This window comes from Bacillus cereus group sp. BfR-BA-01350 (assembly GCF_022663775.1).
Lineage (GTDB): Bacteria > Bacillota > Bacilli > Bacillales > Bacillaceae_G > Bacillus_A > Bacillus_A paranthracis.
Genome location: NZ_JAKUGD010000011.1, coordinates 67,770 through 91,242, shown reverse-complemented (window position 1 = coordinate 91,242; position 23,473 = coordinate 67,770). Strand labels below are relative to the sequence as shown.

Here is a 23,473-nt window from a genome sequence, read left to right as displayed (position 1 = left end):
TTTTGTCTACTTGTAGTGTATCGAATGAAGAAAAACTTCGTCAATCTTTTACGGAATAATAATTTGATCTTTTATTTTCTCCAAAGACTTCACACCAATCCCATCAATCTCTAACAAATCTTCTATTTTTTGAAACGGACCATGTTCCTCTCGATATTTCAAAATACTTTCTGCTTTCCGAGAACCAATACCTGTAATTTTTTCAAGTTGTTCTTTAGAAGCTGCATTTATTTGAACTTTCCCCTCTCCCTTTGAAACAGCAGCTACCTCTTGCACTTGTTCGTTTTTATTCGGTACATAAAGAAGCATTTGGTCTTGTACCATTTGCGCTAAATTTACCTTCATCCTATCTGCCTCAGGCAAAAAACCACCTGCTTTTTCAATGGCATCCTTGACCCGGTCCCCTTCTTTCATTTCATACACCCCCTCTTTAACAACAGCCCCTTTCATATCAATTACAATTATTTTTTTCCGCTGCTTTGTATCCGATATTTTCGGTTTACTTTTCTTCTCTATATCTTTCGCTTGAACATCCGTTGCAATAGCTGACTGCTCTGTATGCTCGTTCGTTTTCCAGAAAAGAAGAAAAAGCACAGTTCCAATAATAGCTGCTAATCCTAACCATTTCTTTGGAAAATCCCACATCATTTTTCACCTCTAATCATAAATTTATAACATCATTCATATTGTTTAGGAGAAAGCTGTTACGAAGGAGGGATGAAACATTGAACATAGGAATTATAGGGACAGGAAACATGGGGAATATACTAATCGATGCATTTTTAGAAACCCGTGCTACCAAACCTTCGTGCCTTACGATCATTAATCGAACGCCCGCCAAAGCATATCATATAAAGGAAAAATACCCTTCTGTTCATATAGCCAAAACTATTGATGAGGTAATCGAACGATCGCATCTTATTTTTATTTGTGTAAAGCCGATAGATATATACCCAATCTTACAAAAATACGCCGAACATTTTTCTGATGAAAAGTGCTTAGTTTCTATCACAAGTCCAATATCTCCATCACAATTAGAGACACTTGTACCTTGCCATGTTGCTCGTATTATTCCGAGCATTACAAACCGCGCCCTATCCGGCGCATCACTATTTACATTTGGAAGTAACTGCTCTGAAGAATGGCAACAAAAACTATTTCGCTTATTCAAAAACATTTCTACTCCCCTTGTAATAGAAGAAGATATAACGCGCGTTTCATCTGATATAGCAAGCTGCGGCCCTGCATTCTTTAGTTATTTATTACAATGTTTCATTAATGCTGCTGTAGATAAAACAAATATTACACATGAAGAAGCCACTACTTTAGTAAGTGAAATGGTCGTTGGAATGGGGAAACTACTCGAAAAGGGAATTTTCACATTGCCTACTTTACAAGAAAAAGTATGTGTGAAAGGCGGCGTTACAGGAGAAGGTATTCGGGTTTTAGAAGAACATGTTGGAGATATGTTTCATAAATTAATCGAGCGGACACACGAGAAATTTGATGAAGATTTAAAATGCGTTGATCAGCAATTCAATAAACACACATAATAAATACGTCATCGTCATTCCAAATCCTTTTTATAAATACTTAATTTTTCACATTACATTTTTACTTAAACTAGCATTTTCACAATTCACGTATGTCATTTTCTTATTATCCTAGAACTAAAATTACAGCTTCTCCACAAAACAAAAGCAACCTTCTCGGTTGCTTTTGTTTTATCCGTTTTTCTTCGCCATGAAGAAAATACGCTCTGTTTGTTCTGTAACTTCAAGTCGCTCAAAGTCACCAGTTACACGAAGCACTGTAAAACCAGCTTCTTCAAGCCATTTCGTTAACTCTTCAACCGGATATGCACGTTGTACGTGACATTCGTCAAAACGATGGTACACATCTTCTTCTGGGTCTTGAACAAAGAATGTTAAATCATGTTCTACACTGTTTGAATCTTCACCAGGGAAGCAATTCCAAATAAGAGATATTTCTTCTCCATTCACTGTGTATGTTTCATTTTGAAATACATGATGTATTTTATATAAAGAATGTACATCAAATAAAAACAAACCATCTTGACGTAAATGATGAAACACTCTTCGGAATGTTTCTTGCACTCCATCTTCTTGCAATACATAGTTTAATGAATCACAAAAGATAGTTACACAGTCAAACTCACCTGGAACATCAAGCTCCCGCATATCTTGTTGGTAAAAAGGAATAAAATATCCTGCCTCGCCTAGTTTTTGCTGTGCGACTGCTAACATTTCTTCCGAAAGATCGACACCGATTACATCGTAACCCTTTTGTACAAGCGGAAGCGTTACATTACCAGTACCGCATGCTACATCAAGAATCTTCGCCTCTTTCATATCCGCTTGCTGCAAGCTTTCCTCTGTGAATTCCACCCATTTATCATAAGGGACATCATTCATTAGTTCATCGTACAGCAACGCAAATTGCTCGTAGTTCATTGGCCTAACTCTTCTGTAATATCTTCACGTGGCACATCGCCCCATAGACGCTCTAAATTATAGTGATTACGCTCATCTTTATGGAATACATGAGCAACTACATCTCCAAGGTCAACTAATACCCAGCGAGCTTCGTCAAAACCTTCCATACGTTGTACGTCGATTTGGAACTCGTGTGCTTTCGCTTTAATTTCACGTGCAATTGCTTGCACTTGCTTATCTGAGTTACCGTGACAAATAATGAAATAATCTGCAATTGGTGAAATACCTTGCATATTTAGGACAACCATATCTTCTGCTCTCTTATCATCAGCTGCTTTTGCTGCTAATACTAATAAATCTTTATCTTTCATTTACTCATTTCCTCCTTGATAACTGCATTGTATGTTTGGAATGTTAATGGATAAATCGTTTGATCTTTTTCCATTAAAAATTGAATTGTTCTCTTTAGCGCAAATAATAAAGCTTGATCTATATCCGTATATGCGAGTTTACGAGCTTCCTCCACCCCTGGAAACTTTCGCCCAGGCTCAATGTAATCAGCTACATAAATTACTTTATCTAACATCGTCATTTTCTCATGACCACTTGTATGATATGTAATAGCTTGCAGGATTTCAGGATCTGTAATACCTACTTCTTTTTCTACTAAGTATGCCCCAACAGGTGCATGCCATAACTCTTTGTTATAACAAAGTAAATCTTTCGGCAAACCTTCACTTTTAATGATCTCTTCCATCTCTGAAATCGCCCTACACTTCGCATAATCATGGAATATAGCTGCAACTTCAGCCTTTTTTTCATCCACACCGTATAATTTAGCAAGTTCAATTGCCGTCTCCATTACACCAATTGTGTGTATATAACGTTTTTCATGCATTTGTTGTTTCACAATATGAAGTGCTTCCTCACGATTCATACAACCCATTCCTCTCGATATATACCTGTACTTTTTCAGGAAGTAAATATTTGCATGTTTTCTTCTCTTTATATCTCTCACGTAATAAAGATGAAGAAACTGCAAACTCCGGAATTTCCACAGTGGTGATAGGATAAGGTGTATGCAATGTATAACCCGGTCTTGCAACCCCAACAAACGTTACAAGATCAAGTAACGCTTCAATGTTATACCACTTCGGTAAATACTCAACCATATCTCCACCAATAATAAAGTGAAACTGCACATCCGGATGCTTCTTCGTTAATTGTAGCATAGTGTCATACGTATAAGATGGGCCCTTCCTGCTTAGCTCTTCTAAACAAATAGAAAAATGTTCCTCTTCCTCAGTCGCAAGTTCTAACATTTGTAAGCGACTTTCTACACTTGTAATATTCCGCCCTTGTTTATGCGGCGGAATTTGGTTCGGTAAGAACCATACTTCTTCTAAATTCAAAGCATGATATACTTCATTTGCAATGAGCAAATGTCCATAATGTGGCGGATCAAATGTACCGCCAATGATGCCAACTTTTCTCAAAAGAAACGCCCCTTCCTTTTACATACAGCAACTCTCTTCATTGCCATCCGAAGAGAGTTTACTGTTAATAAAAGTTCAATTGGTTTCGATCTCTACACCATTACTAGTGATAAAAATAGCATATGCTATTTTTATCGAGGAAGTTTAATTTGCTTGTTTTCTCTTGATTCTTTGTATAAAACAATTGTGCTTCCAATTACTTGAACGATTTCCGCACGTGCACCTTTTGCAAGTTCTTCCGCAACTTCACGGCGATCGAATTCACAGTTTTGTAGCACACTTACTTTAAATAGCTCACGAGCTTCTAAAGTATCTGCGATTTGTTTAATCATATTTTCATTTACTCCGCCTTTTCCTACTTGAAAAATTGGTGTTAAATGATGTGCCTGTGCACGTAAAAATCTTTTTTGTTTTCCTGTTAACATATATGTTAGCCTCCAAGCTTTCTTATAACTAATTGTTTCATTCGTTCGATATTTGGCGTGCGCCCTGTCCACATTTCAAATGCAAGCGCTCCTTGATAAACAAACATATCAATACCATTTTGAATCATTGCACCTTGCTCTTTCGCCTCACATAAAATTTTCGTTTCAAATGGATTATAAATTATATCTGATACAATCGTTCCCTTTTTCAACGAAGAAATTTGTAACGGCGTATGTTCGACACGTGGATGCATACCTATTGTTGTCGTCTGAATGATAATATCATAATTCTCTTGTTCTTCTGTTGCTTTCTCTAACGATAAAGCAACAGAATGAACAGTAGCCGTACATGCAGCAATAAGTTCTTTCGCCTTATCTACTGTACGATTCGCTACATCAATCTCTTTCACACCTACATCAGCAAGTGAAAAATAAATAGCTCGACTAGCACCACCTGCGCCAAGCAATAAAATACGTTTCTCTTGAAGTGGTTCACTACTAATTGACTGTAGCGCTCGGACAAAACCAATTCCATCTGTATTGTAGCCAATCAATTTCCCATCCTTATGAACCACCGTATTTACTGCACCAATTTGTTTTGCTAGCGGGTCAATCTCATCCAAATAATCCATAATCGCAACTTTGTGCGGAGTTGTTACATTAAATCCTGAAATACCTAACGCTTTTAAACCTCTTACTGCTTCCCCTAGCACTTCCTCTTTAACAAGAAAAGCATGATAATGGGCATCCATATTCAAGTGTTCAAATGCATCGTTATGCATAACGGGTGATAATGAATGTCCAATTGGATTTCCGATTACACCATATAATTGTTTCATAAATCCCTCTCCATATTAAATTAAAGATTTACGCAATGAAACACTTACTCCTTTTGGTACGTGTGCAACAATTTTTGCTCCAGGTTCGTTCACAGTAACCCATCCTAATCCAGAGAATACAACATCCGTTTTTGGTTCACGAATATTAAACTCGTATTTCACTAGCTCTGGCATATTTTCTAATTCTTCTGGTGTTGGCGGGCTTAGTAAATCCCCTGCATGATTTTTATACAATTCATCTGCTTTCTCAAGCTTTGTACGATGGATTGTTAAACGATTTGAGAAGTGACAAGTAAATGCACGACGACCGCCACTTACGTAATCAAAACGTGCCAATCCGCTAAAGAACAATGTTTGTTCTTCATTTAATTGGAACACCATCGGCTTAATTTCTTTTGTTGGTGTAATAAGCTTTAAGCTTTGTTTTCCAACATAATGAGCCATTTGATGGTGGTTAATAATACCTGGTGTATCATATAAAGAAGATTCTTCGTCTAACGGAATATCAATTAAATCAAGCGTTGTTCCTGGAAAATGAGATGTTGTAATTACATTTTCAGTCTCATCACTAAATTCTTTAATCATTCGATTAATAAATGTTGATTTCCCTACATTTGTACATCCAACAACGTAAACATCTTTTCCGCCGCGGTAATACTCAATCGCATCTGCCAGCTCAGCAATCCCTTGTCCCTTCGCTGCACTAATTAAAAAGACATCTTCTGGCTTTAATCCTAGCTGCTTTGCACTATAGCGCATCCAATGCTTTACTTTATCATGTTTTACTGACTTAGGAATTAAATCAGCTTTATTCCCAACAAGTAATACTTTATTATTTCCCACGAAACGATGTAAGCCAGGTAACCAGCTACCATTAAAGTCGAAAATATCTACAATTTTAACTACTAACGCATCCGATTTTCCAATACCGTTTAGAATACGTAGGAAATCATCATCTGTTAATGAGACATCTTGAATTTCGTTATAATGTTTCAATCGAAAACAGCGTTGACAAATGACTTGTTCTTTTTCTAAAGATGAGGCAGGAGCATATCCCACTTCATTTTTATCTTCTGTTTGAATTTCTACACCGCAACCAATACATTTAATTGTTTCAGTCAAACTTTATTCCTCCCAGTTAATTAAACCTTTTTTCTTCATGTTTCTCATAATTCTTCGTTCAATTTTTCGATTAAAGCGCGTTACTAATCCGTCTGTTTGTGCTACTGGTACAACTAAAATTGTATGCAGTCCAACTCGGTTTCCACCTAGCACATCTGTCAGTAACTGATCCCCAATTACTACAACTTCATCTGGTTGCAACTGCATCTCTCGTATCGCACGCTTAAACGCACGAACAAATGGCTTACGCGCACTATGAATAAATGGAATGCCTAATGGATCAGCAAAATCTTTCACTCGTTGCTCATTATTATTTGAAACGACCGTTACTTGAATGCCTTGCTCTTTCATTTTCAAAAACCATTCTTCAAGTTGTGGCGTTGCATTTGGACGATCCCATTCAATTAAAGTGTTATCTAAATCAGTAATAACACCTTTAATTCCACGTTTTTTCAAATCTTCTGGTTGAACATGATATACATTTTTCACATATTCATTTGGTAAAAATAGTTTCAATTTCTTTCACCTCTTTGAGGAGTTTTCATAAAAATTTTTCGACAACATATTTCGATATATGGCCTGTGGATAAAATTGTACACATTTTCCACATTAATTTTTCGGTTAATTTGGAATTTACTAACAATCTATACACATTTTATCCACCTAGGTATGTGGATAACCACCCGTTTGTGACTGTCATATTTTTTTGGTACATTAAATGCAACAACGAATCAATCCTTATATTATTAGGAGGTGACTCACCTTGAAAACAAAACATATGGAACAGTTATCTACTGAGTTACTCACTGAGTCTTATTATAAAGCAAAAGAACTAAAATTAAATCCCGACTTCATTTTACTTATAAAACAAGAAATTATTAGACGCTCATTAGAGGACAAGCTCGTCAAATCGTCTTGATTACATATAAAGTGAAGTTTTAAGTAACTAACTTGTAAAAAGAGCCATCCTGCGATGGCTCTCGAATAAACAAGTACTCCCATCTAGGGAATTTCATCATTACGCATCTTTGTCCATAAATCTTGCTTACAGTTATAAAATCTTTTTTACTTATGAGCCAATCGAGTAGCAATCTTTTCACCAAGGCGAAGCTCTTGTCCACTCTTCAATTCTTGCACTACTTCTATCATATCTTTTTCAAACAATAACACAACTGTTGAACCGAATGTAAAGTATGCCATTTCTTCACCTTTTTGAACAGTGTCTCTTTCATGCAGCAGCTCAATACTATTTACAAACATAGCTCCTACTTTTACAAGCGCCATATGTTCACCGTCACTATTCACTTCTGTAACGGAGCGATAGTTTTTTGACAATGGTTCTTTCCCGTATTCCATACCAGCTGCATTTACCGGATATGATTTTCTACCGAGTACAAACCTTTCAGTCACAGAACCAGAAAGCGGACTATGAATACGATGATAATGACTTGGGCTTAAATAAATAACCATATATGTACCACCTGCATATCGCTGTGCACGTTCTTCATTACCTAGCATATCCACAATCGAATAACGCTTGCCTTTAATATCAAATGTTTTTGTGTCCTCAATAGGACCGTGATCAGCAAAAACACCATCAACAGGACTAACGATACTCGATGCATCTGTATCAATACTACGCTTTCCTTCTTTTAGCTTACGTGTAAATAATTCATGCAATGTTCTATATTCCTTCAAACCCTTTTCCATCTCATCTTGATTAATTTGAAATACTTTCGCATACGATGGAATAATGATAGAGCTCAAACGAGATTGTGCAAATTTACGTAATATATAAGAAGTAAAACGACCATTTGTAAGTTCGATCATAAGTCGATATAATGTACGTCGCAAATTGCGGAACCTCCTAATCAGTCTATAACTTTAGCTTCCCCTTCTTTTCCTTCTATATCATATGTAAAATTAGTTCTTATTCCCACATATCATATAGAACCGCCATATTATACATGCAGAAAACTAAGTACGGTATCATTCTTAAATTGTTTAGCACCTTCTAATATTACAGATAGAATCCGTCATTTTCAACAGTGAACATGGATTTCTTCTGAACACAACTCTTTTTCTTTCCTTATTTCCAAAAAGAAAAGCAGCCCATTTTAAAATACGGCTGCTTGTAATGTACATTATTCTTTTGCTTTTTTCTCTTTCTCTGCTCTTACAAATTCATGGAACATTTTCATTAAAGCGCGCTTTTCAATTCTTGATACGTAGCTTCTGGAAATACCAAGTGCCTTCGCAATCTCTCGTTGCGTCTTCTCCTTATCAAGCCCCAGTCCAAAACGCTTCACGATTACTTCTTTCTCTCGTTCGTCTAAAATATCGATATACTCTTTAATCTTTTCTAACTCCATACTAAGCTGGATCATATCAATTACATCTTCAGACTCTGATTTTAATATATCAATAAGCGATATTTCATTCCCCTCTTTATCTTGCCCGATTGGATCATGAAGTGAAACGTCCTTTTTCGTTTTCTTTAATACACGTAAATGCATCAAAATTTCATTTTCAATACAGCGTGCTGCGTACGTTGCAAGTTTCGTTCCTTTTCCTGCCGAATAGCTCTCGATTGCTTTAATGAGCCCGATTGTACCAATTGAAATTAAATCTTCTGCATCTTCCCCTGTATTTTCAAATTTTTTAACGATATGAGCTACAAGCCGTAAATTATGTTCAATTAACAGATTCCTTGCTTGAGCATCACCTTGCTCCATTAACTCTAAGTACTTTCTCTCATCGTCTGATGATAATGGCTGCGGAAACGCATTGTTCTTCACATAAGAAACAAAAACAAACACTTCTCGAACCATATATCCAATTGCGGCGAATAGACTCAAACCTTTCACCTCCGCCAAAATAGTGGTCTTTACTAAGTGTATGTGGGCATGAGGTTGTTTGTGTCTGTACGATATCATTCCCGTATGTTTTTAAGCATAATAATTGTCTCATAAAGCTTCACTACGTATACTTAAACAAAAGATTGGAGAGTGGAATATGAAATATTTCATTTCCCTCTTGTACCTGAGTAGCTTGTAAGAGATGAACTCCTTGTACGCTCTTGCAAGCTACTTGTACTACAAGGAGGGATTACAAATATGAAATTTGAAAGAACACGTGCTTATACAAGACACCAACGTCAACGTACAATGCGTCGAAAAATGAATATTGCAAAACACGCATGGGGATATACTCCTGAAATTGCCGGTATTTTTGCAAAAGGAAAAGTTCACTGTTCTTGTGGAATGTGTACAATAAAGTGGAGAACAGAAGGACCGCCTGCTAGTGTACAGAAGTGGTTATATAAAATTGATACATACGAAGAATAATCGTTCTTTCTAAAAAAAGTCTTCTCTCGAAGACCTTTTTCCCTATTTAAAAGTTTATTTACTCCAAATTTTCTCCCCAGTATGCGCATCAATATAACGAATTTCTCGACTACAGTCGAAGGATTCTTTATGATTTTCATCCGTTGTTTGTTTATACAATAGTTCGTAATTTGTTTCCTCTACCTCATTTTCTAAAAACCATTCTAAATAAACTCGCATGGCCCCTCTGTATATTTCTAACGCTTTTTCCTTTGTTACTTTTGGTGTTGTTTCGTATGTGAGCAATTCTTTTATAAAATTGCTAGACTCTCCAGAGTAGTGCATCACAGCACCATTCTCTGTATTAATATTAATCATAATATATTTTCCCTCTACTTGAATGTCATTTACATATATTGAAAAGGAAAATCTCTCAATTCCATCTTCCTTTTCATAATTATCCCAAAGTTGAACATAATTGGTTGCATCTGGAATAATATGCTCCAAAAATTGAAGTGCTTTGTCTAAACATTGGTCTCTAGATAAGAGCGTTTTCCTTTCTCGCTCATCCTTCCACATTAAACAGGAAAGTAATTGATTTGTTTCTTTATCTAAAGTAATTACAACGAAGTTATCATGTTTCAATATCGGGGAATACTTTTTATAGAATGCCTCCATTGAATATGCATCTTTCTCTTTTCTTTCTTTTTGTAATTCTTTCTCCAGTACAAATCTCATCTGAATTTCATACCTATCCTCTTTTTCATCTACTTTTATAAATTTTTCTTTATCCCAATCTAATAAATCGAGCACATCTTTTCTTTCACTGTTTTTTATCGCTTTAACAACTGGTACTGTAGAAGCTATTCTATAGTGATCTGGCCCAAACAAATCTTTGCCTGTACTTGCTTTAATAAACGCATGGCTAGGATCTGGTTCATATACAAGACGGTACCCTTTTACTTCTTCCCCGTTTTCATCCTCACATGAAGAGTATGTTAAATCTACAAATACAAGTCTCATATCTTGTCTAGCTTTCAAATTTTCTAAAACGACGTTCTCCTCAACAATTTCACTTGGCCATGATGGTTTTTTCTCTATAGCTTTTTGTCCATTGTAATGGAAATTCACAACATTCCCTGAAGAGTGAACTTGCACAACATATCCTGTATTTGGCAATGGATAGCCATTTACTTCTTGCATATAATTTACTTCTTTCCAACCGCGCCTGTCATCCTTAACAGTTACATATGTATAAAATTCATATCCTTCTTTTGTATATTTTTTTAAGAATATATTTGCAATCTCTCTTGCTTTATTCTCCTCTATCGCTTCCTCACCGCTCGAAAAAGCTTTTTCATCCTCTATCCTAAAGTCAATTAAACTACCAGTATTTCTATTCAACGTAATCCGTATTGTTCTCTCCTCATTCGCTTTATGTTCCCACCATAATAGATGATATGGGTCATCCACACCATCTTGATCATCTACAACAAGCCTATAATCATCTGGAATTTTAATAATATGAGCCACTTGCTCTTTTCTTTCTTTATCTTTTTGATTCATCATACCGCTCCCTTTATTACAATTTAAGGTAATTATAACAAACTCAACCAAAAAAATATAAACAAAAAAGACTAGAGATATCTCTAGTCTTCTACTTCGTTTCACGATGTAACGTTACTCGCTTTAATCGTGGACAATATTTTTTTAGTTCGATGCGCTCTGGATTGTTTCGTTTATTTTTTTTAGAAATATAATTACGATCACCGCACTCCGTACAAGCTAGTGTAATATTTACACGCATATGTAATTCTCCTTTCTTTTAAAGATCGCAAACTAAATCGTAATGATTACGATTTATATATTATATAACTTCATTCTATTTGTCAATTGCAAAAAAAGACAAAAAGCTGAAACAATTAGTTCATACGAAATTCACACGAATCTATTACTATAGAAACTGTACATAGTGAACTTATTAACAATCACGTTTATTCATATAGAATTTTTAATCGAAAGGAGTTGAAAGTATGAAAACTAAATATCGCTTTATGATTTCATCATTTGCTGCTTGCGCTTATATGCTTTGGTATTTAGTATAATAACAACCTCACTTGTAAATAGGAAAAGGTGTGTATATAAATGGAATATAATCAATCAACAGTTAACTACTGGAAAGCTTTTGTACTACCATATACATTTGCTTTAGAAGAGTTAAAAACTAAATTTGAAATTATGAACCGGGAAGCCCAATTTTTAGAGGATTACAACCCGTTTGAACATATAAAAACAAGATTAAAACAACCTGAAAGTATTATTAAAAAACTTGAGCGTAAAAATTTATTACCGACAGTTGAAAATGCGCAAACGCATTTACAAGACATCATCGGCATTCGTATTACATGTTGCTTCGTAGAAGATATCTATCATTTAAAAAATGTCATTCAAAAACGTGAAGATATGGAAATCATAGAAGTAAAAGATTATATCGCTAATCCAAAACAAAATGGCTATAAAAGTTTACACATGATTATCAAATACCCTTTATCACTAAATTCTGGTACAAAAGAAGTCTTTGCAGAAATTCAATTACGTACGCTTGCAATGGACTTTTGGGCAAGTTTAGAACATAAACTTTATTATAAATATGAGGGAAAAATACCTGAGTATTTAAAAGATGAACTACATGATGCAGCAATGAAAGCTGAAGATCTCGATAATAAAATGGCAACCATTCGCCAAGATATTGATGATATCGAAGCATGCTCAAATCAAATTATGTTACCACTATAAAAAAAGGTTCTCGCCAATGAGAACCTTTTTTGCTATTTACGAAAAGTTCTACTTTATTTCTTCTCTATCGTACGAACCTCTTCAATTTTCCAACCATCCTCTTCTTTTCCAATTGCATACTGTACTTTTTTCTGAAGAGTGATTTCTCCATCTATTTCCTTTTCTTTTGTTTCAACAACAACATACCCTGCTTTACTAGCTTTTATGTCTATATGTTCCAATTCAATTTTCTTATTTCCCTTTTGAAAAGCTGCTTCTTTTTGCGTTTTTAAGTCTTCGGCACTAGGCATCTTCTTTGAAAATAATTCTATATGTTCAGCAAGATTTTTTTCATTCGTTGTACTTACAAATTTATCCATAACATCTTGAATCGATTTCTCTTCTTCTTTTGTTATTTGTACCTTTTCCTCAGCTTTTGTAGTAGTAGCTTTTTGTTCTATCTTATTCTCTTTGGATTGACATCCAACTAGCAATAATACAACTATTAGAAAGGGGCCTACCCCCCTGAAAAAAGCTCTCATCTTCCCATCTCCTAAAAAGAAAAGTGAGGCATTTCGCCTCACTCTCATTTATAATTAGCGTCTTCCTTTATTCGGATCACCACCGCCAACAATATCAAAGACACGTTTAGCGAGATTTGTATTCTCTTGAACGCCAGAGAACAAGTATTTACCAGGGCCAAATGCATATACGTTTACATCTTCTCCTGTATGTCCACCTGTTGTCCAACCTGTAACCGAACGCTTATTGAAAATATCTTCAATCGCATTATCAATCTTTGTTACATCTTTTGAAGGAGCAATATCATTTACCGCTTTAATTTCTTCAGGTGTTAATTGTAAATCAATATATTTTTTCAATGTTTCTTCTACATTTGCACCTTTTACAATCTCATTTGCCATGAAGTCCGGTGTGCGTTTTGCAGCTTTAATTGTATCTACTTTAAAGTTGTACTCACCATTCGCACCTAAAGATAACCCGCCAGTAGCGTGATCTGCCGTTGCAATGACTAACGTATTTTTATCTTTTTTCGCAAACTCAATCGCAGCTTTAAATGCTTTTTCAAAGTCTTCCATCTCACTCATTGCACCAACGATATCATTATCGTGTCCTGCCCAGTCAATTTGACTTCCTTCAACCATTAAGAAGAAACCTTTTTTATTTTTGTTCAAACGCTCAATTGCTGCATTTGTCATTTCTTCTAATGAAGGTGTCTTCTCATTGCGGTCAATCATTTTATCTAAACCGCCTGGTGCAAATAAACCAAGAATTTGATCATTTTTATCATTTAACAATTGATCTCGATCTGTTACGTAACTATAACCAGATTTCTTAAATTCTTCTGTAAGATTGCGATCTTTTCTAACAAAGTTTTTTACGCCGCCGCCAAGCATAACATCTACTTTATGCTTCCCTTTAATTTTCTCATCAAAATAATCATTTGCAATTGCGTCCATATTTTTACGACTAATGTCATGCGCACCGAAAGCAGCTGGTGTTGCATGTGTAATTTCAGAAGTAGCAACTAATCCTGTTGATTTCCCTTTCTCTTTCGCTTGCTCAAGAACAGTTTTCACTTCTGCTTTATCATTATCAACTGCAATTGCCGCATTATATGTTTTAATTCCTGCTGACATAGCTGTTGCTGCTGATGCTGAGTCTGTGATATTTTCATGTTCATCTTCCGGATATGTTTTTTGTGTTCCTACAAGATGTTTATCAAACTCTGTAGATTCCATCTCGAATGTTTTTGGATTATCTTTCATATAACGGTGAGCTGTCATATATGAAGGGCCCATACCATCTCCAATTAACACAATAACATTTTTAATCTTTGCATTGCTTCCGTTCTCATCTGCGCTCACTTCACTAGAACGTGTAAAATTCCATGTTGCTACCGAAGTAACTGCTAATGATGCCACAACTGCAAATGGCCATGCTTTTTTCACAAACTTTTTCACTGTCTTGTCCCCCTAATTAGGTTATTCATTTCCCACTATCAAATTTAATAGAAGACTATTAAGAGAAAATTAGTTATATGTAAATTTTTTGTTAACTTATGTAAATATCAGTTATAATTTGTATAAGTTTGTCTTTTCATATCAACCATCTTCACCTTTACAATCAAAATATAAACAAGTTGGATTTCATTTAACATAAATCTCTTATTTAACATTTTCCATCTACTTTTATGAAAATTAATAGAAATGTGGTGAGCATGTATGAAAATAATAAAGCTTGATGAATCTTTTATTTTTGATTTACTCGACCTTTGTAAAGCTATTGGATGGTTACAAAATAAAGCATTTATGAAAAAACAATTCGAAATGTATCTTTCTCTCGGTACACTTGTCGGTTATATGCATGAAAATAAACTGATTGCAGCTGGAGGCGTATTTCCTTTTAAAGAAAGTTTTTCTACTATTGGCATGTTAATCGTCCATCCTCATTTTCAAAGACGAGGTATCGGGCGTATTTTGCTTAATCACTGCTTAGAACACACTCTTACAAAACAACCAATTGCACTTATTGCAACAAAAGCTGGCGAGCCTCTTTATACATCATGCGGATTTCAAACAGTAACAACAATTCATCGTTTTGAAAAACAAACTACTAAGACACATATCACTCCTACAAAACAAGTAAAAGAAAAGGACATTATATCGCTTATTTCTCTCGATCAAAGTACAACTGGTGCCGATCGTTCTTTACTGTATTCATTACTATTACCAAGAACAAGCCACTCTTTTAAAATTGAGAGACATAACTGTATAGAAGCTTTTTCCTTATGCATACAAAAAGGTAATACATTATGTATCAATCCACTTATCGCCAAACGAGAAGAAGATGCTATTCAATTACTACAAAACATATGTGAATGTTGGAATGGCACAGTAAGAATTGATGTCCCACATTCACAATTTTCATTTCGCAAATTTCTTCAAACAGAAAATTTCCAAGAAACGCTCCTTTCACCTCTTATGATCAAAAATGGTAGCCAACTTCCTGGAAATCGTAATATGCTATTTGCTATGATAGATACAGCGTTATGTTAGAAAGGGGACACCTAATTGAAGCGATTTAGCTATTTTATGGTAGGTTGTCTTACTCTTACACTATTAGTAGGATGTAGTGCAGCAGAAAAACCAGTAGAACAAGTAAAACAAGTTAAAAATACACTTACAGCGAAACTAGCTACTGAGGAAAAGATGGTGGAAGTAGATGGCCAAACCATTTACTTTAAGCAGATTGGTAACGAAAAGCCACCTTTACTTATGATCCATGGATTTGGAGGATCATCAGATGGTTTTCAAAAGATTTACTCAGACTTAGCAAAAGATCATACAATTATTTCTGTAGATGCTTTAGGATTCGGGCGCTCATCTAAGCCGATGGATTTTTATTATTCTTTCCCAACCCATGCAAATTTGTATTATAAATTAATGAAAAAACTAGGTTACGATTCGTTTGCAATATTGGGCCACTCAATGGGCGGAGAAATTTCTCTTAATTTAACATATTTATATCCAGAAGCCGTTACCCACCTTATTTTAACTGATGCTACGGGCGGTCCTCATACACTCGTTAATAAACAAGGATCACCAAGACCACAGTTGTCGACTGATTTAAATACCGTTTCTGCCATTGCAGATTATGATGAGAGCAAAGTGAAATTTAAACGTAATGATGAAGAGCATTATAATAAAATGAAATTATGGCCTAGACGTCTTCAAATTAATGCAAATGAAATAAAACAACCAACCTTAATTATATGGGGAAGAAATGATAGTAGCGTTTCTTGGAAAGAGGGCGAAACGTATCATCAATTTTTAAAAAATAGTACTTTCCATATTATCGAAAAAGGTTATCACGCACCATTTCGTCAGGAACCACAGGAGTTTGTAGGGTATGTGAAAGAATTCTTTGACAAAAACCCTATAATAACTGAAAAATAAGCGGGTATCTCATTTTGAGATACCCGCTTTCATATATTAAGCAGCTTGCTTTTGGCGTTTTTGAGTTTTTGAACCTAATACTTTCGGAATAACGAAACCATCTATTCCAAATTTACCAGCATTCATACCAGAAACTAGAACGAACATTGATAGAATAACCATTTCAGGATTCACACCAATTGACCCACTAAACATATAGGAAAAGTTCATTACAAGACCGAAAAAGACCGCTGTTTTTGTTAAACAGCCTACAATTAAACCAATTCCGACTAAAATTTCTCCCCACGTTACAAGTGTATTAAATAGATCAACGTTTGGAATTGCGAAATCTTGTAAAAATGATGCCCACCAAGATTGAACAGCCGGTTGTGCTCCTTTAGATTTTTCAATTGCACCTTGTAAATAACCAGTTGCATCGAATCCTTTCCCTTGTAGTTTACCGATTCCAGCCATTAACCATGTGTAACCAAGATATACTCGAATTACTGCTAATACAAAAGAAACTGCTTTGTTTTCTCTTAAAAATTGAATAACCATATATTCCTCCTAAAGTTGTAATTAAGTTAGTTACAGATAATATAATAACATTAGTTACTTATTTTTCAAACGTTAATTATGAATATTCAGTGACATGTGTATGAAATATTAAAAACTAACGTTTATATAGTAACTTTTATTACCTGTAAAAACTTGAACATATCATACCATAAGTGATAATGGTTTTCATTGAAGAAAATGTAAAAAAAATGTGAGTTAAATGTGAAACACGTTTATTCGAATATAGAATAAACGTGTTTCACACTACTTATATAATCGAAATGTATGTGTCTCTTTATCAATTAACCGTGCTTCTTCAAAAGCCTCTCCTAACGTTTTTTCATGGTTAATAAGCCCGTAAAATAAGCGTATTGTAAACATAAGTGCTGCATTCCCATCTACATAATCTATCGATCCAATATACGATTTCGCACCACTACGTAAGAAAGATTCTGCTAGTTTTTGTTCCCCTAACGTACACCCGCTATTTACAATATTTGTATTATGCAATTTTGCATATTTATAAATTTCTTCTGCACCAAAGTATCCTCTCGGTTCATCTTGTTCATATATATCTTCACCCAACTCTTCCATGACAAACTTTCCTTCCTCACCATGAAAGCAAAAAATAATATAATTGATATCGTTAAATAAGTTCTTTCCAGAAAGAACTTCTATAAAATCTTTCGGTCTACCAATCCAATATGTTACAACTCTTGCACCAAAATATTCAAGCGATGCTCGGATTGATTGCGCCTCTAAATCCGAATTAAAACCAACTACTAGTGCAACATTCAACATACACCCTCCATCCTATAATTAGATTTCACCAATTAGACTTTTAAAGGATACATCCATTTCATATATACCCGTTTCTTTCAAAAAATCAGCTCTAGTTAAAACGACTTTTTGTAAATATTGCCGATACGCAGTAATTGTCCCGTCGTGAGATACAATGCAAATTCTTTCAGCGCCTAGCTGACAACACCAAAGAAGAAATTCATCTACGATTTGCTGAAAACGATCCTCTGGAATAGTATTTATACCTTCCGTCCATAGCTGTTTATTTGTACTTTTCTCTATCAAAAAATGTGGAAATAAATTTGTTATTACCCCCTGATCTACTATGTGGTCACATGGTAATGTTTTTGCTCCTTCTCGATAAGGAAAAATACGTGGGGATGCATATGGATGGACGATTTTTTGACAAGCTACTTTCTCACTCCATATCGCCGCCGTTTGTAAAGTTCTAAGTGTAGGGCTAGCGATTAATATATCCGTTTCCTGTAATGGTACATTGTATTGAATGAATCTAGCCTGATTCCTTCCCTCATCCGTTAATGGTGGATGAAGCACTTGTAAACTTGCCGGCAAATCTTTTGTATGTTCTCCTTCACCGTGCCGAACAAAGACGAGTTTCATACCCATCCTCCTCTCAATATGAAATCCTCTTACATATTTCTTCCCTATTCCATTCTTTATTCCTGCTATATGAAACATCGATATGTAAAAAATATTTGACACAACAAATTGGAAAACATTACAATTATATGTGTAAAACACTTTTTACAAGAGAGAGGAGAAACATGCATATGAAATGGCTAACCATCTTAATTAGCATGATTATATGGGGATATATAAACGGATTTTTTAGTAGTGATAAAACTGCTAACCCTTGGATTACAGATGATGAACGTGAAACAAAAATTAAACAGAAGGCAATTATTGCAAGCTGGTCCGGTGTTTTTATGTTTTGTACCATTAATCTCTTAAACAAATGGTTAGGTATAGAAACGAGTAATACATCACCATACTTACCAACTTCTGTCGCAACTATTTTAAAAGAAAATGTAGAGTTACAAATTTTATTTATGCTATTTATTACGTATGGCATATTTTACGTATACTATCGAAGAAAACTAAGCGCTTAATTTTTTATCTCATGATTATCCTCCTAAATGGTTATAGTAATTAGGACAAGATGAAAGGAGCGATAGAAAAATGAGTAACTCGAATGACTTTTTAGATACACTGCATGAAAAACAAGCAAAAGATGAACAAAATAGAAAACGTCAGGGAAACGGAAACCCAGCGAAAAAGAAGCCAAATAAAACACATAAATAAGAATAAAAAACCTGCCTAAAATTATCTTTTAGGCAGGTTTTTTATTCTTATTTCACCGAGATAACATGTTCCCAATTCCATTTCTCGTAATACCACTCTGGTACATCTATATTTTCAATCCACTTCATTTCATGCTTTCCATCTCTATGAGCAAGCCATACATCTGCTTTCTTACGGTCTGAACGTATCCATATTAATTGATTGCTCTTCTTCATAAAGATTGGATGATAATCACCCTGCTTATGAGGTGGCTTTGTGATTCGATGCTGTACATTGCTTGTACTATCAACCTCATATAAAGATGGTAGTGGCCTTTTTTCTGGCAATGTTTCAAATCCTCCCTCTTTTGCTCGAGAGACGATAATTACGTTATCGTTCTTCCATGCAAAATCCCAATCAACATATCCTTGCGGCGTAAATATGTTCTGCTGAAGTGCTGGCAATTCTTTTACTTTTAAATGTTTATTCTCTAACGCAACTCTCCCGCTTCCTTCAATATAGGCCAATATATTGTTGGCTGGCGCCCATTTGAACCATTGTGTGTTTAATAACATTTGATCTACCTTTTCAAAACGACTACCATCTGCACGAACTAAGCAAAGCGTATTGCTATCAGCTGACCATGAAGCTGTCGGTACTGCTAAAAATGAAATCCACTTTTGATCTGGTGACCACTGAAACCCACTTGCAACTAACGCTAGGAAATCATCATGTTCATTTGGTAATGCATACAAATGCTTCATTTTGTGAGGATTCATATGTGCATCTTTTTGCACTTCATATAGCTGAGCCCCTGTCCATCCTGTTGGAAGTAAGTGTGCTTCAGAGGATACAAAAAACTTCTTTCCATCAGGATACCATGCATAATCTCCTACACCTGCCGATACATTTTCAAAATCTGTATTCTTTTTTTCTACATCAAATGTATGTAATGTACCTGTAAATATAAATGCAATTATATTTTCTGTTGGTGACCATTGATAATTCGATGCTTCTGAGTGAAACGGCGTAACTTTCTTTCCATCTTTCAGCCGATATAACTCAAGACTACCTTGTTTCTTTCCTTTTACATATGCCAGCCACTCTCCATCATGAGACCACTTTGGCCCTGTTATATACTCTCCTTTTGTAAGTTGTTTTTCTTTTCCATCAACTTTAATCCAGAGGTCATGATGACGAATAAAAGCAATTTTCGCTTCATTATTTTCTGCGCTACTATTAATAGGTGAACATAAAAATACGACTAACATTGTACCAACGCTTACTATGAACCGTTTCATAACACCCCTCCATTTCCCTCATAGCATTCCTCAATGTCCACCTACAATATGTAAAAAATACCTATTCGACATAATCAGAAAAAATTTCCCAAGAAATTTTAAATTCATAGAGGGTTGGTATGAATTATGTCGAAAATATAGTTTAGCTAACATCCGATTATGTAATTCGAGATAAATTTGTAAGATTACTTTTCGGAATATTAGCACTTTTTATTAGGGGGAGTTTCAATGAAAAAAACTACATCTACACTATTAAGTATGGCGCTCGTCTTTTCCAGTTTTGGAGCTTTAAGCGCACATGCTGAATCGCTGCAAAAGGAGAAACAATTTAGTCCACAGTTAAAAGCGAACATTGAACAATGGGGAGAAAACAAAATTGCGCAAAATGTTGAAACAAAAACATCAAAAGAAATTTCTGTCATTGTAGAATTGCAACATGCTCCACTCGCTTCACAAAGTAACATTCAGCATGCTCCAGATTTACAAAATAATAATGCACAGTCTTATCATACCGTGCTTAAAAAAGCACAAGAAGATACGACTAAGAAAATAAAAGAAAAAGCACCTGGTGCAAAAATTAAAGAAGTGTATAATACGTTATTTTCTGGATTCTCTATTTCAGTTCCTGGAGATCAAATTACCGCTCTTGCTTCTTTACCCGAAGTAAAAGCAGTCTACCCGAACTTAACATATAAATTACATGAAGCATCAAAAAGCACTACTAATGAAGAAGCACCAAATATCGGCGGACCGACAATTGGTGCAACTGAAGCATGGAATTTAAAAGACCCATCTGGCAAACCGCTTGATGGAAAAGGTATGAAAGTAGCGATTATCGACTCTGGTGTAGACTATACACATCCTGACTTAAAAGCAAATTATATCGGTGGATATGACACAGTTGATGAAGATAACGATCCAATGGATGGTAACGTACATGGTACCCATGTAGCTGGAATTATTGCTGGTAACGGAAAAATTAAAGGCGTTGCTCCAAATGCTTCTATTCTAGCCTATCGTGTAATGAATGATGGTGGAACTGGTACAACAGAAGATATTATTCAAGGTATTGAACGAGCAATCCAAGACGGTGCTGACGTTTTAAATTTATCTCTTGGACAAAGCTTAAATACACCTGATCAGCCTGTAACATTAACATTAGAACGTGCAGCAAAACTTGGGGTTACTGCAGTTGTTTCAAATGGAAATGATGGCCCACATCCTTGGTCTGTTGATGCACCTGGAAATGCAAGCAGCGTTATATCAGTTGGAGCATCTACTGTTTCTATCCCGTTTCCAACGTTCCAAGTAGCTGGTTCCAGCAAAACATATCAAGGGTTACCGTTATCAAAGTCCGATTTCCCAATAGGAAATGATTCCCCTCTTGTATACGTTGGCTATGGTAATCCAAGTGATTATGCAAAACAAGATGTGAAAGGGAAATTTGCACTTGTTTTACAAGGTACTTCTAGTACGTTAGTAAAAGCAGAACAAGCGAAACAAGCTGGTGCAGTTGGTGTACTATTCATTTCTACAGAAAAAGAAATCAATATTATGCCAGAATATTTTATGCGTGAAAATCTAGCCCTTCCAGTTATGCAATTATCAAATGTACACGGTGAAGAGTTGAAAAACTTAATTACAAAGCGTAAGAAAAATATAAAAATTGGCCAACCAAATCCAACCGAATTGATTGCTAACTTCAGTTCCAGAGGTCCGTCACAAGGAAGTTGGCTTATAAAACCAGATATAATTGCACCTGGCGTACAAATTATGAGTACAGTACCGAGAGGCGGCTATGAATCTCATAATGGTACAAGTATGGCTGCTCCACAAGTAGCTGGAGCGGTTGCCCTCTTGCGTCAAATGCATCCTGATTGGACGACAGAGCAATTAAAAGCATCCCTTGCCAATACCGCAAAAACTTTAAAAGATGTGAATGAAAATACATATCCTATTATGACACAAGGATCTGGTTTAATTAACATCCCGAAGGCAGCTCAAACAGATGTATTAGTCAAACCTAACAATGTGAGCTTCGGTCTTATTAAGCCAAACAGTGGTAAAGTAAAACTGACGCAAAATATTACGTTACAAAATCTATCTAGTAAAAAGAAAAGTTTTTCAACTCGTGTGGAATTGCTAGATACAAACACAAAAACAAAAGTAAAAACTTCTGTACCTTCATCGATTAGCATACAGCCGAATAGTAGTACCGAAAAACCATTTACTATCACTGTCGATAGTTCGCTACCCCAAGGTGTCTATACTGGAAATGTGTATATAAAAGAACAAGGTAAGAAGGAAGAAACTCGCATTCCATTTACATTTAGTATCGATCCTAAAGATTACAAACGTATAGATGGACTCGAAATTATTAATTCTACATTTAGTCCAAATGGTGACCAAATATTAGACGATAATCTCATCAACTACTATTTAGTTGCACCTGTAGATGATGTAACATTGCATGCAAATTTAGTTACAAAAGAACGTGTAACGTACCAAGGGATTATCCATCAAGCTAAAAATGAAACAGCTGGATACAAACCTTTCAAATGGAATGGTACAAAAGCAGATGGTACTCCGTTAGCTGACGGTCTATACCAAATCGAAGCAGTTGCCTCTAATTCTGGTGGGGAAACAAAACAAACAGCTGCTGTATTTCTGGATCGAACTGCACCTAAGTTAACATACGAAATTGACCAAGAAAACCTTGTAATCACAGGAAAAGTGGATGATATCTTACTAGATTGGATGACAGAATCTGGTTGGGTAGCACCTGGAATTCCAGTGAGACTACAGTATGAAATCAACGGAAATGGTGTATGGGAAAGTGCATTCCTAAATCCTTGGGAGAAAAATTACGGCATTTATTTAGATCGTACTCAATTACAAGAAGGTAAAAATACAATTCACATTGTAGCAACAGATGCAGCTGGAAATACCTCTAATTTAAATGTTGATTTAGAAGTAAAATAAAGTGGCACCACGATGCTTTTGCCCTTATCAGATGTTCCGATAAGGGCTTTTTCTATTTCTCACGGAAACTAATGTTAAATAATTCCGAATCTTATGATAAAATTTTATAAGCGCTTACAATTTTGAAGGGTGGT

28 protein-coding genes are annotated in these 23,473 nt (G+C 35.3%); 9 read left to right on the top strand and 19 right to left on the bottom strand.

Going from position 1 to position 23,473, the window contains the following annotated elements:
- Positions 1-48: 48 nt before the first annotated feature.
- Entirely contained in the window at positions 49-648 is a 600-nt protein-coding gene (locus MR147_RS21130) for a helix-hairpin-helix domain-containing protein (protein WP_242304713.1), read from the bottom strand.
- Positions 649-725: 77 nt separating this feature from the next.
- Here MR147_RS21130 and comER point away from each other — a divergent pair, with 77 nt between their 5' ends.
- Positions 726-1,553, top strand: coding sequence for a late competence protein ComER (comER, locus tag MR147_RS21125; RefSeq protein ID WP_061132138.1), 828 nt, complete (start codon positions 726-728; stop codon positions 1,551-1,553).
- A 171-nt stretch (positions 1,554-1,724) separates the two neighbouring features.
- Here the strand turns inward: comER and MR147_RS21120 are convergent, their stop codons facing one another.
- The 8 genes from MR147_RS21120 to MR147_RS21085 form a co-directional block, all read right to left on the bottom strand.
- Positions 1,725-2,474 carry a class I SAM-dependent DNA methyltransferase gene (locus MR147_RS21120; RefSeq protein WP_001105568.1) on the bottom strand — a complete coding sequence of 250 codons (750 nt, stop codon included), beginning with the start codon at positions 2,472-2,474 and terminating at the stop codon, positions 1,725-1,727.
- Positions 2,471-2,827: a ribosome silencing factor gene (gene rsfS, locus MR147_RS21115; RefSeq protein WP_000653200.1), complete on the bottom strand. Its 357-nt coding sequence runs from the start codon at positions 2,825-2,827 to the stop codon at positions 2,471-2,473. The genes MR147_RS21120 and rsfS overlap by 4 nt, the downstream gene beginning before the upstream one ends.
- Complete coding sequence (yqeK, locus tag MR147_RS21110; protein WP_001078246.1) at positions 2,824-3,393, bottom strand: bis(5'-nucleosyl)-tetraphosphatase (symmetrical) YqeK; 570 nt, start codon at positions 3,391-3,393, stop codon at positions 2,824-2,826. Before yqeK ends, rsfS begins: the two co-directional genes overlap by 4 nt.
- Entirely contained in the window at positions 3,383-3,952 is a 570-nt protein-coding gene (gene nadD, locus MR147_RS21105) for a nicotinate-nucleotide adenylyltransferase (protein WP_001233255.1), read from the bottom strand. Before nadD ends, yqeK begins: the two co-directional genes overlap by 11 nt.
- 131 nt (positions 3,953-4,083) lie before the next feature.
- Positions 4,084-4,377: a ribosome assembly RNA-binding protein YhbY gene (gene yhbY / locus MR147_RS21100; protein ID WP_000955224.1), complete on the bottom strand. Its 294-nt coding sequence runs from the start codon at positions 4,375-4,377 to the stop codon at positions 4,084-4,086.
- Between the two features lie 5 nt (positions 4,378-4,382).
- Entirely contained in the window at positions 4,383-5,216 is an 834-nt protein-coding gene (gene aroE / locus MR147_RS21095) for a shikimate dehydrogenase (RefSeq protein WP_074607062.1), read from the bottom strand.
- 15 nt (positions 5,217-5,231) lie between these two features.
- Positions 5,232-6,338 carry a ribosome biogenesis GTPase YqeH gene (yqeH, locus tag MR147_RS21090; protein ID WP_000140795.1) on the bottom strand — a complete coding sequence of 369 codons (1,107 nt, stop codon included), beginning with the start codon at positions 6,336-6,338 and terminating at the stop codon, positions 5,232-5,234.
- A gap of 3 nt (positions 6,339-6,341) precedes the next feature.
- Positions 6,342-6,854, bottom strand: coding sequence for a YqeG family HAD IIIA-type phosphatase (locus MR147_RS21085; protein WP_000765311.1), 513 nt, complete (start codon positions 6,852-6,854; stop codon positions 6,342-6,344).
- A 247-nt stretch (positions 6,855-7,101) separates the two neighbouring features.
- On the opposite strand from MR147_RS21085, the gene sda reads away from it, so the two are divergent.
- A complete protein-coding gene (sda, locus tag MR147_RS21080) occupies positions 7,102-7,257 on the top strand; it encodes a sporulation histidine kinase inhibitor Sda (RefSeq protein WP_000850094.1) in 156 nt (51 codons plus the stop codon).
- A gap of 146 nt (positions 7,258-7,403) precedes the next feature.
- On the opposite strand, the gene MR147_RS21075 is transcribed toward sda, so the two are convergent.
- Both MR147_RS21075 and sigK read right to left on the bottom strand, forming a co-directional pair.
- Positions 7,404-8,192 (bottom strand): phosphatidylserine decarboxylase, encoded by a 789-nt coding sequence (locus tag MR147_RS21075; protein WP_001254997.1) that lies wholly within the window; start codon positions 8,190-8,192, stop codon positions 7,404-7,406.
- Positions 8,193-8,482: 290 nt separating this feature from the next.
- Positions 8,483-9,196 carry an RNA polymerase sporulation sigma factor SigK gene (gene sigK, locus MR147_RS21070; RefSeq protein WP_000051382.1) on the bottom strand — a complete coding sequence of 238 codons (714 nt, stop codon included), beginning with the start codon at positions 9,194-9,196 and terminating at the stop codon, positions 8,483-8,485.
- A 258-nt stretch (positions 9,197-9,454) separates the two neighbouring features.
- On the opposite strand from sigK, the gene MR147_RS21065 reads away from it, so the two are divergent.
- Positions 9,455-9,685, top strand: a complete 231-nt coding sequence (locus tag MR147_RS21065; RefSeq protein ID WP_000667453.1) for a hypothetical protein — start codon at positions 9,455-9,457, stop codon at positions 9,683-9,685.
- Positions 9,686-9,739: 54 nt separating this feature from the next.
- On the opposite strand, the gene MR147_RS21060 is transcribed toward MR147_RS21065, so the two are convergent.
- Complete coding sequence (locus MR147_RS21060) at positions 9,740-11,233, bottom strand: YcdB/YcdC domain-containing protein (RefSeq protein WP_242304712.1); 1,494 nt, start codon at positions 11,231-11,233, stop codon at positions 9,740-9,742.
- An 88-nt stretch (positions 11,234-11,321) separates the two neighbouring features.
- Positions 11,322-11,471 (bottom strand): 50S ribosomal protein L33, encoded by a 150-nt coding sequence (rpmG, locus tag MR147_RS21055; RefSeq protein ID WP_001265617.1) that lies wholly within the window; start codon positions 11,469-11,471, stop codon positions 11,322-11,324.
- Between the two features lie 338 nt (positions 11,472-11,809).
- Here rpmG and MR147_RS21050 point away from each other — a divergent pair, with 338 nt between their 5' ends.
- The gene (locus MR147_RS21050; protein ID WP_000456225.1) at positions 11,810-12,460 is read left to right on the top strand and encodes a GTP pyrophosphokinase; all 651 of its coding nucleotides are present in this window, start codon (positions 11,810-11,812) and stop codon (positions 12,458-12,460) included.
- Positions 12,461-12,513: 53 nt separating this feature from the next.
- Here MR147_RS21050 and MR147_RS21045 read toward each other — a convergent pair whose 3' ends face one another.
- Together MR147_RS21045 and MR147_RS21040 are read right to left on the bottom strand one after the other, a co-directional pair.
- Positions 12,514-12,981, bottom strand: coding sequence for a hypothetical protein (locus tag MR147_RS21045; protein WP_074607066.1), 468 nt, complete (start codon positions 12,979-12,981; stop codon positions 12,514-12,516).
- Positions 12,982-13,035: 54 nt separating this feature from the next.
- A complete protein-coding gene (locus MR147_RS21040; RefSeq protein ID WP_242304710.1) occupies positions 13,036-14,421 on the bottom strand; it encodes an alkaline phosphatase in 1,386 nt (461 codons plus the stop codon).
- A gap of 261 nt (positions 14,422-14,682) precedes the next feature.
- Here MR147_RS21040 and MR147_RS21035 point away from each other — a divergent pair, with 261 nt between their 5' ends.
- A complete protein-coding gene (locus tag MR147_RS21035) occupies positions 14,683-15,516 on the top strand; it encodes a GNAT family N-acetyltransferase (RefSeq protein WP_242304707.1) in 834 nt (277 codons plus the stop codon).
- A gap of 15 nt (positions 15,517-15,531) precedes the next feature.
- Positions 15,532-16,416, top strand: a complete 885-nt coding sequence (locus tag MR147_RS21030; protein ID WP_242304705.1) for an alpha/beta fold hydrolase — start codon at positions 15,532-15,534, stop codon at positions 16,414-16,416.
- A 36-nt stretch (positions 16,417-16,452) separates the two neighbouring features.
- On the opposite strand, the gene MR147_RS21025 is transcribed toward MR147_RS21030, so the two are convergent.
- The 3 genes from MR147_RS21025 to MR147_RS21015 form a co-directional block, all read right to left on the bottom strand.
- Positions 16,453-16,953, bottom strand: a complete 501-nt coding sequence (locus MR147_RS21025) for a DoxX family protein (RefSeq protein ID WP_000236600.1) — start codon at positions 16,951-16,953, stop codon at positions 16,453-16,455.
- A 264-nt stretch (positions 16,954-17,217) separates the two neighbouring features.
- A complete protein-coding gene (locus MR147_RS21020) occupies positions 17,218-17,754 on the bottom strand; it encodes a delta-aminolevulinic acid dehydratase (protein ID WP_074611021.1) in 537 nt (178 codons plus the stop codon).
- Between the two features lie 18 nt (positions 17,755-17,772).
- Positions 17,773-18,381, bottom strand: coding sequence for a histidine phosphatase family protein (locus MR147_RS21015; protein ID WP_139302932.1), 609 nt, complete (start codon positions 18,379-18,381; stop codon positions 17,773-17,775).
- 164 nt (positions 18,382-18,545) lie between these two features.
- Between MR147_RS21015 and MR147_RS21010 the strand changes: the two genes are divergently transcribed.
- Both MR147_RS21010 and MR147_RS21005 read left to right on the top strand, forming a co-directional pair.
- Complete coding sequence (locus MR147_RS21010; RefSeq protein ID WP_242304703.1) at positions 18,546-18,884, top strand: phosphoglycerate mutase; 339 nt, start codon at positions 18,546-18,548, stop codon at positions 18,882-18,884.
- 70 nt (positions 18,885-18,954) lie between these two features.
- Positions 18,955-19,077 carry a DUF4023 domain-containing protein gene (locus MR147_RS21005; RefSeq protein ID WP_000071861.1) on the top strand — a complete coding sequence of 41 codons (123 nt, stop codon included), beginning with the start codon at positions 18,955-18,957 and terminating at the stop codon, positions 19,075-19,077.
- 47 nt (positions 19,078-19,124) lie between these two features.
- On the opposite strand, the gene MR147_RS21000 is transcribed toward MR147_RS21005, so the two are convergent.
- Positions 19,125-20,357 (bottom strand): eIF2A-related protein, encoded by a 1,233-nt coding sequence (locus MR147_RS21000; RefSeq protein ID WP_242304701.1) that lies wholly within the window; start codon positions 20,355-20,357, stop codon positions 19,125-19,127.
- Between the two features lie 228 nt (positions 20,358-20,585).
- On the opposite strand from MR147_RS21000, the gene MR147_RS20995 reads away from it, so the two are divergent.
- The gene (locus MR147_RS20995; RefSeq protein ID WP_074610308.1) at positions 20,586-23,339 is read left to right on the top strand and encodes a S8 family serine peptidase; all 2,754 of its coding nucleotides are present in this window, start codon (positions 20,586-20,588) and stop codon (positions 23,337-23,339) included.
- Positions 23,340-23,473: the final 134 nt, after the last annotated feature.

Coding starts and splice junctions, on each gene's coding strand:
- MR147_RS21130 (WP_242304713.1), bottom strand. CDS start 648: ATGATGTGGGATTTTCCAAAGAAATGGTTAGGATTAGCAGCTATTATT.
- MR147_RS21120 (WP_001105568.1), bottom strand. CDS start 2,474: ATGAACTACGAGCAATTTGCGTTGCTGTACGATGAACTAATGAATGAT.
- rsfS (WP_000653200.1), bottom strand. CDS start 2,827: ATGAAAGATAAAGATTTATTAGTATTAGCAGCAAAAGCAGCTGATGAT.
- yqeK (WP_001078246.1), bottom strand. CDS start 3,393: ATGAATCGTGAGGAAGCACTTCATATTGTGAAACAACAAATGCATGAA.
- yhbY (WP_000955224.1), bottom strand. CDS start 4,377: ATGTTAACAGGAAAACAAAAAAGATTTTTACGTGCACAGGCACATCAT.
- aroE (WP_074607062.1), bottom strand. CDS start 5,216: ATGAAACAATTATATGGTGTAATCGGAAATCCAATTGGACATTCATTA.
- MR147_RS21065 (WP_000667453.1), top strand. CDS start 9,455: ATGAAATTTGAAAGAACACGTGCTTATACAAGACACCAACGTCAACGT.
- MR147_RS21060 (WP_242304712.1), bottom strand. CDS start 11,233: ATGATGAATCAAAAAGATAAAGAAAGAAAAGAGCAAGTGGCTCATATT.
- rpmG (WP_001265617.1), bottom strand. CDS start 11,471: ATGCGTGTAAATATTACACTAGCTTGTACGGAGTGCGGTGATCGTAAT.
- MR147_RS21050 (WP_000456225.1), top strand. CDS start 11,810: ATGGAATATAATCAATCAACAGTTAACTACTGGAAAGCTTTTGTACTA.
- MR147_RS21045 (WP_074607066.1), bottom strand. CDS start 12,981: ATGAGAGCTTTTTTCAGGGGGGTAGGCCCCTTTCTAATAGTTGTATTA.
- MR147_RS21035 (WP_242304707.1), top strand. CDS start 14,683: ATGAAAATAATAAAGCTTGATGAATCTTTTATTTTTGATTTACTCGAC.
- MR147_RS21025 (WP_000236600.1), bottom strand. CDS start 16,953: ATGGTTATTCAATTTTTAAGAGAAAACAAAGCAGTTTCTTTTGTATTA.
- MR147_RS21020 (WP_074611021.1), bottom strand. CDS start 17,754: ATGTTGAATGTTGCACTAGTAGTTGGTTTTAATTCGGATTTAGAGGCG.
- MR147_RS21015 (WP_139302932.1), bottom strand. CDS start 18,381: ATGGGTATGAAACTCGTCTTTGTTCGGCACGGTGAAGGAGAACATACA.
- MR147_RS21010 (WP_242304703.1), top strand. CDS start 18,546: ATGAAATGGCTAACCATCTTAATTAGCATGATTATATGGGGATATATA.
- MR147_RS21005 (WP_000071861.1), top strand. CDS start 18,955: ATGAGTAACTCGAATGACTTTTTAGATACACTGCATGAAAAACAAGCA.
- MR147_RS21000 (WP_242304701.1), bottom strand. CDS start 20,357: ATGAAACGGTTCATAGTAAGCGTTGGTACAATGTTAGTCGTATTTTTA.
- MR147_RS20995 (WP_074610308.1), top strand. CDS start 20,586: ATGAAAAAAACTACATCTACACTATTAAGTATGGCGCTCGTCTTTTCC.